Annotated in this window: 9 protein-coding genes; 2 read left to right on the top strand and 7 right to left on the bottom strand. The window is 52.3% G+C overall.

From position 1 onward, the window contains the following. Positions 1–134 precede the first annotated feature (134 nt). On the top strand, positions 135–2921 hold the full coding sequence (locus tag GOX61_RS16825) for a bifunctional aconitate hydratase 2/2-methylisocitrate dehydratase (protein WP_170335557.1): 2787 nt from the start codon (positions 135–137) through the stop codon (positions 2919–2921). A 283-nt stretch (positions 2922–3204) separates the two neighbouring features. Here the strand turns inward: GOX61_RS16825 and GOX61_RS16820 are convergent, their stop codons facing one another. Continuing rightward, positions 3205–4185, bottom strand: coding sequence for an aldo/keto reductase (locus tag GOX61_RS16820; protein ID WP_170335554.1), 981 nt, complete (start codon positions 4183–4185; stop codon positions 3205–3207). Between the two features lie 138 nt (positions 4186–4323). Between GOX61_RS16820 and GOX61_RS16815 the strand changes: the two genes are divergently transcribed. Then, a complete protein-coding gene (locus GOX61_RS16815) occupies positions 4324–5202 on the top strand; it encodes an AraC family transcriptional regulator (RefSeq protein WP_170335552.1) in 879 nt (292 codons plus the stop codon). A 79-nt stretch (positions 5203–5281) separates the two neighbouring features. Here GOX61_RS16815 and GOX61_RS16810 read toward each other — a convergent pair whose 3' ends face one another. The 6 genes from GOX61_RS16810 to GOX61_RS22635 all read right to left on the bottom strand — a co-directional run bounded on the left by GOX61_RS16810 (position 5282) and on the right by GOX61_RS22635 (position 12336). Beyond that, positions 5282–6037, bottom strand: a complete 756-nt coding sequence (locus tag GOX61_RS16810) for an ABC transporter ATP-binding protein (RefSeq protein WP_155147989.1) — start codon at positions 6035–6037, stop codon at positions 5282–5284. A gap of 9 nt (positions 6038–6046) precedes the next feature. After that, positions 6047–6802, bottom strand: coding sequence for an ABC transporter ATP-binding protein (locus GOX61_RS16805; RefSeq protein WP_170335550.1), 756 nt, complete (start codon positions 6800–6802; stop codon positions 6047–6049). 10 nt (positions 6803–6812) lie between these two features. After that, positions 6813–8018, bottom strand: coding sequence for a branched-chain amino acid ABC transporter permease (locus GOX61_RS16800; RefSeq protein ID WP_155147994.1), 1206 nt, complete (start codon positions 8016–8018; stop codon positions 6813–6815). A 3-nt stretch (positions 8019–8021) separates the two neighbouring features. After that, positions 8022–9053, bottom strand: coding sequence for a branched-chain amino acid ABC transporter permease (locus GOX61_RS16795; RefSeq protein WP_155147996.1), 1032 nt, complete (start codon positions 9051–9053; stop codon positions 8022–8024). 105 nt (positions 9054–9158) lie between these two features. Beyond that, positions 9159–10505 carry a substrate-binding protein gene (locus GOX61_RS16790; protein ID WP_155147997.1) on the bottom strand — a complete coding sequence of 449 codons (1347 nt, stop codon included), beginning with the start codon at positions 10503–10505 and terminating at the stop codon, positions 9159–9161. Between the two features lie 571 nt (positions 10506–11076). Beyond that, complete coding sequence (locus tag GOX61_RS22635) at positions 11077–12336, bottom strand: HupE/UreJ family protein (RefSeq protein WP_170335548.1); 1260 nt, start codon at positions 12334–12336, stop codon at positions 11077–11079. Between the last annotated feature and the right edge of the window lie 3 nt (positions 12337–12339).

The raw sequence follows: 12339 nt of genomic DNA, 5'->3' as shown, positions 1-12339 counted from the left end.
TGCCACGATCCGTATTTCTTGCAACTCTGTTTCTTTTGGTATACCGCCGCATACAGCAAGCTTCTCCGGGTTCGCCAGTCACTGCTGAGGCCCATCGTTCAAGCTTCATTTAACGCTTATACGTCGGGAAAATCATGAGCCTGTTCACAGACTACCTAAATGAGATTGAAACGCGCAAAGGGCAGGGGCTGCATCCAAAGCCTATCGAAGACGGCGCGCTCACAAAAGAAATCATCTCGCAAATAAAAGATGTTGAAAATGAACACAGGCAAGAATCCCTGAAGTTCTTCGTATACAACACCTTGCCGGGCACAACCAGCGCTGCAGGCGAAAAGGCGGGGTTCCTGAAAGAGATCATTCTAGGCACGGCGACCGTTGAAGAGATTTCACCGGCTTTTGCCTTTGAGCTTTTGTCGCACATGAAGGGTGGCCCTTCCGTCGACGTCCTTCTTGATCTGGCACTGGGAGATGATCTGGAGATCGCTCAGCAAGCGGCCGAAGTGCTAAAAACACAGGTATTTCTGTATGAAGCAGATACTGACCGCTTGGCGTCAGCCTACGCTGCTGGCAACGCGGTCGCCAAAGAAGTTTTGGAAAGCTACGCCAAGGCCGAGTTCTTTACCAAGCTTCCCGACATCGAAGAGGAAATTCAGGTTGTAACCTACATTACTGCAGAAGGTGATGTTTCGACCGACCTTCTTTCGCCGGGTAATCAGGCTCACTCCAGGTCTGACCGTGAATTGCACGGCAAATGCATGATCTCCGAAGCGGCTCAGGCTGAAATTCAGGAGCTGCAGAAGCAGCACCCGGACAAGCGCGTCATGCTGATCGCCGAAAAGGGGACCATGGGCGTGGGTTCGTCCCGGATGTCGGGCGTGAACAATGTGGCTTTGTGGACTGGTAAGCAGGCAAGCCCCTATGTGCCATTCGTCAACATCGCTCCGATTGTGGCTGGTACGAACGGTATTTCGCCGATCTTTCTGACAACCGTCGGAGTGACAGGCGGCATTGGGATTGACCTGAAAAACTGGGTCAAGAAACTTGATGCAGACGGTCAGCCGGTCCTGGATGGCAATGACGAACCGGTTCTTGAGCAAGCCTACTCGGTTGATAATGGCACTGTGCTGACAATCAACACCAAGACGAAAAAGCTCTATGATGGCGATAAAGAGCTGGTTGATATCTCTTCGTCACTGACCCCGCAAAAGGTCGAGTTCATCAAGGCCGGCGGTTCCTATGCGATCGTGTTTGGTAAAAAGCTTCAGAGCTTCGCTGCACAGACACTCGGCGTTGAAACGTCGCCTGTCTTTGCAGCGTCCAAAGAGATTTCACATGAAGGGCAAGGCCTGACCGCTGTTGAGAAGATTTTCAATAAGAACGCAGTTGGTGTCGCCGACGGGGCCGTCCTGCATGCCGGGTCGGACGTAAGGGTCAAGGTGAACATCGTCGGTTCGCAGGACACAACCGGCCTAATGACTGCACAAGAGCTTGAGTCCATGGCCGCGACCGTGATCTCACCGACTGTTGACGGTGCGTACCAATCCGGGTGCCACACCGCCTCGGTCTGGGATTTCAAGGCGCAGGAAAACATCCCAAAGCTCATGAGTTTCATGAACAAGTTCGGCCTGATCACCGCACGGGATCCAAAGGGTGAATACCACGCCATGACGGACGTGATTCACAAAGTCCTCAACGATATCACGGTCGATGACTGGGCAGTTATCATCGGTGGCGACTCTCACACCCGTATGTCCAAAGGCGTAGCCTTTGGTGCGGACTCGGGAACTGTTGCGCTTGCTTTGGCAACAGGTGAGGCAACGATGCCAATCCCTGAATCCGTGAAGGTTACGTTCAAAGGAACCCTCAAGGATCACATGGACTTCCGTGATGTGGTGCATGCAACGCAGGCTCAGATGCTGAAGCAATTCGGAGACAATGTCTTTCAGGGGCGCGTCATCGAGGTTCACATCGGCACGCTGATCGCAGATCAGGCATTCACCTTCACCGACTGGTCGGCTGAGATGAAGGCCAAAGCATCGATCTGTATTTCCGAAAACGAAACGCTGATTGAATCGCTCGAAATCGCCAAGAGCCGCATCCAGATCATGATCGACAAGGGAATGGACAATCAGGCCCAGACTCTTCAGGGCTTGATCGACATCGCCGATAAGCGCATTGCCGAGATTAAATCCGGCTCAAAACCGGCCCTGACCCCCGACTTGAATGCAAATTACTTTGCAGAACTGGTCGTGGATCTGGATCAGGTCGACGAGCCCATGATTGCAGACCCTGACGTCAACAATGAAGACGTCTCCAAGCGGTACACACATGATACGATCCGGCCTGTCTCTTACTACAACGGTGAAAAGAAGGTTGATCTGGGTTTTGTCGGCTCATGCATGGTGCATAAAGGTGATTTGAAGATCGTCGCACAGATGCTTCGCAACCTTGAAAAGACGCATGAGAAGATCGCGTTCAATGCTCCGCTGGTTGTTTCGGCCCCGACTTACAACATCATTGATGAGTTGAAGGAAGAGGGCGATTGGGCAGTTCTGCAAAAGTACTCGGGGTTCGAGTTCGACGATGCCGCACCCAAAAGCGCAGCTCGGGTCGAATATGAGAACATCCTGTATCTTGAACGTCCGGGATGTAACCTTTGCATGGGTAACCAGGAAAAAGCCGCAAAAGGTGATACCGTCCTTGCCACATCCACACGTCTGTTCAAGGGCCGGGTTGTTGAGGATTCGGCTGAGAAGAAGGGCGAGTCACTGTTGGCATCAACTCCTGTAGTTGTCCTGTCGGCCATTCTGGGTCGCACCCCGAACATGGATGAATACAAGCGCGCTGTAGATGGAATTGACCTGACAAAGTTTGCGCCTCCACTGCAGAAAACACCGGGTCAGCGTTCGATCCACTACTAACCATCAGAACCCCCGGGATCAGCAGTCTCGGGGGATTTCTCTTGGGTTGATCACAAGCAAGGTTTTGGTTTTCGGTCAGAAATCGGTGATCTGCCAGAGCGATCGATCGTGTCCAAAACTATCAGGCTATTGGTGCGCCTTTACCCCTGACCGGATAATGATGATGAAACCTTGCGATTCCGAATAGCGGGACAAAGCGGCCATCGTACTTACCACCGATGACCGCTGTCTTAATTTTCAGCAGTGAACTCAAGTCAGACAAAGTCACTCGCTGAGCGCGAGATTAGTCCCACTGCGGCATGAACGCTTCTGCGTATCGCGCACCGAATCCTCCCTTCGGAAGGATTTCCGCGATAGCTTTCAAGTCATCAGCATTCAGATCAAGTTCTGCTGCACCGACGTTTTCTGTCAGTCGTTCCTGACTACGTGTACCTGGGATAGGAGCGATGTCGTCGCCCTGTGCCAAAAGCCACGCCAGCGCAAGTTGCGAGACAGGTGCGTTCTTCGTTTTGGCGAGCGCTTTGAGTTTTTCGACCGCGTCGACGTTCTTTTCAAAGTTGCCAGGCTGCCAACGTGGGTCAAACTTTCGGAAATCGGTCTCTTCATAGTTGTCCGCAGGTTTTGCGTGGCCCGTCAGGAACCCGCGCCCTAGTGGTGAATAGGGAACAAAACCAATCCCGAGTTCGCGCAGCACCGGAAACAGTACTTCTACATCCCGAGCAAAGAGCGAATACTCTGTTTGTAGTGCTGCGACGGGTTGCACAGCATGGGCACGTCGGAGTGTTTTCTCACCCGCTTCACTTAGCCCGAAATGCAGCACTTTGCCTTCTTTGATGAGATCAGCGACGGTGCCTGCAACGTCCTCAATCGGAACATTGGGATCTGGCCGGTGCTGATAGAGAAGATCAATGCGGTCAGTATCCAGATAGCGCAGGCTGTTTTCAGTCACCTTGCGAATGTTCTCGGGGGTGCTGTTCAAACCGATGCTCAAACCGCCGTCAGGATCGGGTGAGAATCCGAACTTGGTTGCGATCACGATGTCATCTCGAAAATCTTTGACCGCGCGACCAATGAACTTTTCATTTTCTCCCCAGCCGTACAGCTCTGCTGTGTCGAAGAAGGTAACCCCTAAATCATAGGCTTTCTGGACAGCGGCAAGGGCGGACGCCTCATCACTTGTTCCATAGAAAGATGTCACCCCCATCGCACCATAGCCGAGGGCGGATACCTCAAGCCCCTGGCTGCCCAATTGTCGCTTTTTCATATCAATACTCCATTCTTGATTGATCGTTGTGGAGCATATGGGCATGGAGAAAGGGTCGCCCCTGCCTGATCATGTGCAATCATTGCCTATTTCTGTCACGATATTGACTGTCCACATAGGAATCGCCTTATTCCTTGCATGAAACAGCTATCCGATCTCAAAGAGCTTGCGTTGAAACATGCGGGCTCATCTGCGATTCCTGACTTGGAAATACATAAGCTGGACCAGCCTACAGAGTTGATCCCACTCATATACGAGCCAAGCGTTTGCCTAATTTTACAGGGCAAAAAACGCACCATCATCGGGGAAAAGGTGCTGGATTACTCGGGTGGCTCTTGCCTGATTATAGCAGCAGAATTGTCGGCGCTCGGACAAGTCACCCACGCATCTGTCAGCGAACCTTTTCTGGCGCTTGCTTTAACGATCAATACAACCAAACTCGCTGACGCGATGCGAAAAGCCCCGGTATCTGAACACTCAGGCGATCAAAGCTTTGGGTTGCAGTCAGCTTCTGAATTGCTGATTGAAACATGGGGCAGACTGTTGGGTATGTTCGACCGTCCAGATGAAATACAAGCGCTTGGACCTCTGTATGAGCAAGAACTTCTGTACAGGTTTCTCGTTGGACCAATGGGTCCATTCTTACGTCAGATTGGCACAGAAGATTCCGATCTATCTCGCATTCGTCATACGATGGAATTCATACGTCAACATCATGCCGAACGATTAGAGGTCCGTGAATTGGCTGAATTGGCGGGCATGAGTCTTACGACCTTCCACCGTCGCTTTAAGAAAGTCGCAGGTATCAGCCCACTCCAATATCAAAAGCAGTTCCGGCTGCATGAAGCCAAGCGTTATCTGGTTGCCCGTGAAGGCAATGCTGCGTCGGTGGCTTACCGTGTAGGCTATGAAAGCACGTCCCAGTTTAGCCGCGAATATCGACGACTATTTGGATTGCCGCCGCTTCAAGATGCTGCTGCGGCACGAGAATTGGCGAAGGTTCGCGCAAGTCAGTAAACTTACCTCCGAAGCAAACAAGTGCTTTGGACGCGTTTTAAATCTGCCCTTTTGGTCTGATTGGCACGAAATATGCGAACTAGATTGCTAGATATTCCTCACGGAGATTGGTGTCCTCAAGCACCTCTTTCGCCGTACCATCAAATACAATGGTCCCGGTATCTAGTATGATTGCACGGTCCGCCAACTCCAAAGCGCGTACGGCGTTTTGCTCAACAATGATCGTGGTCATACCCTGTTGCTTAACGTGAATAAGGGTCTTTTCGATTTCATCGACAATGACAGGAGCCAGTCCCTCATATGGTTCATCCAAGAGTAAGACCTTGATGTCCCTCGCCAAGGCTCTGGCGATTGACAGCATCTGCTGTTCGCCTCCTGACAGTGTAATTCCCTCTTGTTTTCTACGCTCACCCAAACGTGGGAACAGTTCGTAAAGCCGTTCCAGTGACCATCCAATTGGTGGGGCAATCTGAGCAAGCTGCAAGTTTTCTTCCACGGTCAGGCCGGGAATAATGCGCCTGTCTTCCGGTACAAGACCTAAGCCTGCCGCGGCGGCTTCGTAGCTAGTCATGTTGTGTAACGGCTTATGGTCAAGCCAGATTTCACCATGTCTTACTTCAGGCTCTCCAACTCTCGCGATCGAACGAAGTGTTGAGGTTTTACCCGCACCGTTGCGCCCGAGAAGAGCAAGAATTTCACCTTCGTGCACGTTGAAGCTGACGCCTTGCACGATGTAGCTTTCTCCATAGTAGGAGTGCATATCCCAAACGGAGAGAAACGCAGGGGCCGTGCTGGCCAAATTGGCGTTTTTCGAAAAGTCAGGTTTTTCGTTCATAGCTTTTCCTTACGCAGCCTCGCCTAGATAGGCCTCGCGAACCTTGGGGTTACCGCGGATGTTTTCAGGAGTATCTTCAACCAGGGGTGTACCCTGAGCCAGAACAGTGATGCGTTCGGCTAGGCTGAAGACCACATGCATGTCATGCTCGATGATTGCGATGGTGATGTCGCGCTCATCCTTAATTTGTTTTAGCAGATCGATCGTGTTGTTGGTATCCGCCCTCGCCATCCCAGCCGTGGGTTCATCCAGTAGAAGTAGCCGCGGATTTTGGCTGAGGCACATGCCAATCTCAAGCCGCCGCTTGTCACCGCGCGACAGCGAGGCAGCATGCATTTCGCGTTTGTCCGCCATATTCATCTCTTCCAGCATGGCTTCGGCTTGTTCGACGATGTCGCGCTCGTTTGCGATGGTCTCATATGCATGCATTCGGAATGCACCGTCCCGCATTGCAAAAATCGGGATCAACATGTTCTCCATCACTGTCAGCTCACCAAAAATCTCCGGCGTCTGGAACACGCGACTAATACCCATCTGGTTGATCTGATAGGGTTCGCGCCCCAACACCGAGGCGTTGTCGAACAATACGGAACCGGTGTCTGGCATAAGCTTGCCCACCAGACAATTTAGTAAAGTCGACTTGCCGGCACCATTAGGCCCGATGATCGCGTGAACCGAGTTTTCCTCAACACTGAGATTTACGTCCGTTAGTGCCTTGAGACCGCCGAAACGCTTGCTGACGTCTTTGACTCTTAGAATTGCCATGGCGCGCCCCTTATTCCGCCGGTTCCGTTTTGCCTGACGTTGCATCGTCGGCTTTTGATTTCTTGCGCTTGATCCGGTTAAGCAAACGCTGGCCACCTTCGACAAGACCACCTGGCAAGTAGATAACGACCAGCATGAAAAGGATGCCGAGCGTCAGATGCCAACCTTTTCCAATAAACGGATGGATCACGAACACTACCGCGTCTTCCAAGCCGTCAGGCAGGAAAGCAAACCAACTGTGCAACACGTTGTCGTTGATCTTCGAGAAAATGTTTTCGAAATATTTGATGAAACCTGCACCCAATACTGGACCGATCAAAGTGCCTGTACCACCCAGGATCGTCATCAGAACGACTTCACCCGAAGCGGTCCACTGCATACGCTCTGCGCCTGCCAGTGGATCCATTGCCGCCATCAGACCACCAGCTAGACCGGCATACATGCCAGAGATTACAAACGCCGCCAATGTGTACGGCTTTGAGTTTAGGCCGGTATAGCTCATCCGTTGCTGGTTTGATTTGACCGCCCGCAGCATCATGCCAAAAGGTGAGCGGAAGATGCGGATGGACAGATAGAATACCATCATCATGATTATCGCACATAGATAGTATCCCGCGTTAAAATCAAAGCTCCACGCTCCCACGTCCATTGTATAGGTTGCGCGCATCGGCAGCCCGAATAGATGCGGCAGGTCTGGTGAGTTGGCGCCTTGCAAGATTTGCGGATCGTCTGCGTAAACCTGTAGGCCGGTTTCCCCGTTAGTTAGGTTGAACTTGGGGTTCGACAAAACAGAGTAGGCCAATGCAAAACTCATCTGCGCAAAGGCCAGAGTCAGGATCGAAAAGTAGATGCCCGACCGGCGCAGACTTACATAACCAATCAGCAGTGAGAACACCCCGGCAACCACAACGCTGAGTGCGATCGCTGGAATGATATTGTAGCTCAGCAACTTGAACATCCATACCGCTGAATACGATCCGACACCCAAAAAGGCTGCATGACCGAATGACAGGTATCCTGTAAGGCCGAATAGGATGTTGAACCCGATGGCAAAGATGCCAAAGATCACGAAACGCTGCATCAAGTCCGGATAACCCGCGTTAAATTGCGCCATGGCGCTGCCTTCTGGGAACGGGTTCAGGATGAACGGGGCCAGCAGGGTGAGAAGGCCGACGATGATCAGAAGGCTGGTGTCTTTTTTGTTCAGTCCAAACATCGATTATTCCTCCATCACGCCTTTGCGTCCCATCAACCCGCGCGGGCGTGTCAGAAGCACAATGATGGCAACAAGGTAGATGATGATTTGGTTGATCCCAGGGATTGTCGTGGTGGCCCAGGTTGTTGAGGCAAAACTCTCCAGGATGCCCAGTAGAAAGCCAGCCAGCACGGCTCCGGGCAGCGAGCCCATGCCGCCGACAACAACCACAACAAAGCTAAGGACCAGAAAGTCCATCCCCATGTGATAATTTGGCGGGTTCAGCGGCCCGTACATTACACCGGCCAAACCGGCCACTGCGGCAGCGATACCGAACATGATCGTAAAGCGCCGGTCGATATTTATTCCCAGCAAGCCTACGGTCTCGCGGTCCGCCATTCCGGCGCGCACGACCATCCCGAACGTGGTGAATTGCAGGAATGAGAAAACAGCACCGATAATTGCGACGGCGAATCCGAAGTACACCAGACGCCAAATTGGATAGATTATGGCGTTGGGATCAAATCCAACCATTGTGCCAAGGTCGATAGAACCGCTCAGCGCGTCAGGCGGTGGAGTTTGGATTGGATTGGCGCCGAAGAAATACTTTACGATTTCCTGCAGCACGATCGCAAGACCAAACGTCACAAGGATCTGGTCAGCGTGAGGGCGCTTGTAGAAATGCTTAATCAACCCGCGTTCCATCACGTAGCCCACTGCCAACATGATCGGGATCGCAAACAGGACAGCCAGTGGAACAGACCAATCGATGATCGTCGCACCGGTCTCTGGGCCGAACCAGGCCTCGACGTAGGGTGTTTCAACCTTCAGCGGGTTTCCCAGGAAGTCGGTCTGGCTCTCGTCGATGGTCACAAAGCTCAGGTTCATGAGCTTTTGCAGAGTAACGGCACAGAACGCACCGATCATGAACAGTGCCCCGTGGGCAAAGTTCACAACGCCCAGCGTTCCAAAAATAAGCGTCAGCCCCAGCGCAATCAACGCATAGGCCGACCCTTTGTCCAGACCGTTCAAAATTTGCAATAGGATGGCGTCCATTGGCCCCACCTCAGGGTTGGTCAGTGTGAATTAAGCGGTTAACAGGATCAGCCCTGTTGAAGGTGTCTGGCCACCTTTTTGGCAGCCAGACTTAGACACGAGGACTTACGCGCCCGGGTTACACTCACCCAGTGAGCCACCGGCGAACATCGGATGCTCGGGGTCGTATTCGACCTGTGCGCGCGGCGTGATCTCGACGATTTCCAGAGTGTCATAGGCGTTGGTCGGGTTCTCGTTGCCACGAACGACCAACACGTCTTTGAAGCACTGGTGGTCCGCACCGCGGTACCAGGTCGGACCGTTGCCCAAACCGTCAAACTCGAAGTCTTCCAGAGCTTCGACAACGCCGCACGGGTTGAATGTACCCGCACGCTCACAGGCATCCGCATAAAGCAGAACTTGTGCATAGCAGGTCTGTGCAGAGTTGGACGGCGGTTTGCCGTACTTCTCACCAAACGATTTCACAAAGGCTTTGGTGCCCTCATCTTGCAGCTGCCAGTTCCAGTTCATCGAACCCAGCACGCCTTTGATGTTCTCGCCTGCACCAGCGGCCATCAGTTCCGAATACAGCGGAACGACGATCTTGAAGTCTTTGCCGTTGGCCACCTTGTCAAGCAGGCCGAACTGAATAGCGTTGGTGAGCGAGTTCACCATGTTGCCGCCGTAGTGGTTCAGAACCAGAACATCAGCGCCCGAATTCAAAACCGGAGTGATGTAGGACGAGAAGTCCGTGGACGCGAGCGGTGTTTTGACAGTGTTGACCGTTTCCCATCCCAAAGCTTCTGTCGAGGCAACAATGGACTCTTCCTGAGTCCAACCCCAGTTGTAGTCAGCCGTCAGGTGATAGGCGCGGCGCTCATTGCCCATCTCGGCGGCCAGCACCGGTGCAAGGGCAGCACCCGACATGTAGGCGTTGAAGAAATGGCGGAAACCATTGGCCTTCTTGTCTTTGCCAGTCGTGTCGTTGGCGTGGGTTAGGCCCGCCATGAAGATCACGCCTGCTTCTTGACAGAGGCCTTGCACAGCAACGGCCACACCCGATGACGAACCGCCATTGATCATGATAGCGCCGTCTTTTTCGATCATCGATTTTGCCGATGCACGCGCAGCGTCTGACTTGGTCTGCGTGTCGCCTGTGACGAACTCGACCTTCTTGCCAAGGATACCGTTGCCCTTCAGTGCCTTCGAAGTGAAGGTGTTCAAGCAGCCGCCATCTCCCTCACCATTGAGATGTTCGACGGCCAGTTGTTGCGCCAGCAACTCGTCGTTACCCTCTTCTGCATACGGCCCAGTCTGGGGAACATTGAAGCCCAGGGTTACGGACCCTCCGGTTGGTTCGTTGGTGTAAGCAGCAGCCGACGAAGCCGTGAAGATCGTAGGCAGGGCTAGACCGGTACCTGCGACGGCACCAGACTTCAACACGCCGCGGCGTGTGACAGATTTATTGGTCATTAATTCCTCCCATTTCCCTTTCTTTCGTCATTTGGCTCCTCTTCCAGCAGACGAAAGCGCACTTATGTGCAAATCAATAATGGAAAGCCGAAGGAAAATTTCACAACAAATTGCTGGATTTGAAATAAAATTTTGTAAATTTATTCACCAATTTCGCCCATATTTGTAAATTTTTCGCGGACTGGTAGTGCTAACTAATATGATTCCTGACAGTTAGGTGCAAAAAAGCTATTCCTAGTGCTTTGTCCTGAATGGCTTCGCACGCTTTAGTGGGCAGAAGCTGAGGCTAATTCGCAAGTGCGAGGCAGTATTTTCTGTTTCAGTTTGATACTAGATGTTCACAGAGGCTGGGTGTCTGCCGTCAAAGGAGCCTGATTTATCATTTGCCTGTTTTGGGCTCCATGCCGCATTTCGCTGCATTGTTGTTCGGCGACCTGTCACAGCCCGAAGCGGATATTCGCAAGTAAACTTCGCAGATTGAGCGATGCGTAAAGAAACTTGCCGTACAGCGGCAAAAACCACGTATCAGACGACCAGCGGCTAACGTGATTCATGTCAATAAACGCAAAGATCAGAGAAAGAACTCTGCCCTTTCCACTACCCAAACCATTGCGACTAGACTTGCGCATGCGGCAACGGCAGCGCGAGAGCTGACCCAGATACGGCCTGGTTGTTTACGCAGCAACAACACCAGGGGCCAGACCAATAGAACGATTATGACTTGTCCAGCCTCTACTCCGACATTGAAGGCCAGCAAGCTGTGCCAAACGTTTGGTGCATCAACTCGTAGAATTTGATGCAACATGAAGGAGAAACCAAACCCGTGCAGCAACCCAATCCCGGACGTGATTGCAAAAGCCTTCAGGTCGCCATGTCCTTTCTCCGGTGGCCAAACCGCCATCGCAGCAGCGTAGATAATTGAAAGTGCTATTGCCAGTTCGACAGTTGGGATGAACCACGCTCCGCTCGGTGCGAAGCCAAAAAAACCTAAAATCAGTGTTACCGTGTGGCCCAAGGTAAAGCCTGTGACGCGGGCGAGAAGGCTGTGCAAGTTCAATGCACCGATGATCATGCAAAGCACAAACAGAACGTGATCGGGACCTTCCAAAATATGCCGAATACCTTCGACAAAGAAGGTCGAAGCGGCTGCGGTTGCCGATCCGGAAACTTCGACCGGGGTATGCATCAGGCCCCGCGCACGAAATGTCCGAACATCCTGCCCGTTATAGTCGAGGATCAGGTTCGCCGTTTCTTCTTGTTCAGGAAGTCCCGGATCAGAAGTGTAGGATAAACTGTATGCTCCAACCTCTCCCGTCACATAGCGCAGATGTACATCAACCATCACCTCGCCAACATAAATCTTCTCGGTTGTTGGAAACACATCTCTTGGCGCAAGTGCCGAATGCGCCTCATCAAGCGTGGCAAACCCAGGTTCTTGCCCCGACGGGTGCAGTCTTATCGAGACGATTTCTGGTGTTTGTTGGTGACCGTCGATAGATAGCACAAAGCCGTTTTCAGCAATACGAGCCAAGCCGGTTGGATCTTTTTGCAATGCGACCTGATCCAAGTAGTGCATCAGCACCCCATCTTCGATCAGATTGTATGTGTAAGGAGCTGGTTCGAGCAAACCGTCCGGGCCTTTGGGACCGACGAGTTCCGCAACCAGATACGGCATCGGAAGGCGCAAATAGACATCTAAGCCATTTTCCGAATGGGCCACATGATGAATGCGGACATTCTGGTTGAGATTGAAATGCGCCTCTGCTCTGCCTGCGCACAAAAAGATCATGGCAAACAGGAACGTGGCAAAAAACAATCTAACCACTACCACAGA

Origin of the sequence: Ruegeria arenilitoris, assembly GCF_013030265.1 — a bacterium.
In the GTDB taxonomy this organism is placed as follows: Bacteria; Pseudomonadota; Alphaproteobacteria; order Rhodobacterales; family Rhodobacteraceae; genus Ruegeria; species Ruegeria arenilitoris_E.
The sequence above is the reverse complement of the archived record's forward strand: the minus strand, read 5'-3'. Positions and strand labels throughout refer to the sequence as shown.

Bases quoted from the DNA above. Each gene is read 5' to 3' on its own strand.
- GOX61_RS16825 (WP_170335557.1), top strand. From the start codon at position 135: ATGAGCCTGTTCACAGACTACCTAAATGAGATTGAAACGCGCAAAGGG.
- GOX61_RS16820 (WP_170335554.1), bottom strand. From the start codon at position 4,185: ATGAAAAAGCGACAATTGGGCAGCCAGGGGCTTGAGGTATCCGCCCTC.
- GOX61_RS16815 (WP_170335552.1), top strand. From the start codon at position 4,324: ATGAAACAGCTATCCGATCTCAAAGAGCTTGCGTTGAAACATGCGGGC.
- GOX61_RS16810 (WP_155147989.1), bottom strand. From the start codon at position 6,037: ATGAACGAAAAACCTGACTTTTCGAAAAACGCCAATTTGGCCAGCACG.
- GOX61_RS16805 (WP_170335550.1), bottom strand. From the start codon at position 6,802: ATGGCAATTCTAAGAGTCAAAGACGTCAGCAAGCGTTTCGGCGGTCTC.
- GOX61_RS16800 (WP_155147994.1), bottom strand. From the start codon at position 8,018: ATGTTTGGACTGAACAAAAAAGACACCAGCCTTCTGATCATCGTCGGC.
- GOX61_RS16795 (WP_155147996.1), bottom strand. From the start codon at position 9,053: ATGGACGCCATCCTATTGCAAATTTTGAACGGTCTGGACAAAGGGTCG.
- GOX61_RS16790 (WP_155147997.1), bottom strand. From the start codon at position 10,505: ATGACCAATAAATCTGTCACACGCCGCGGCGTGTTGAAGTCTGGTGCC.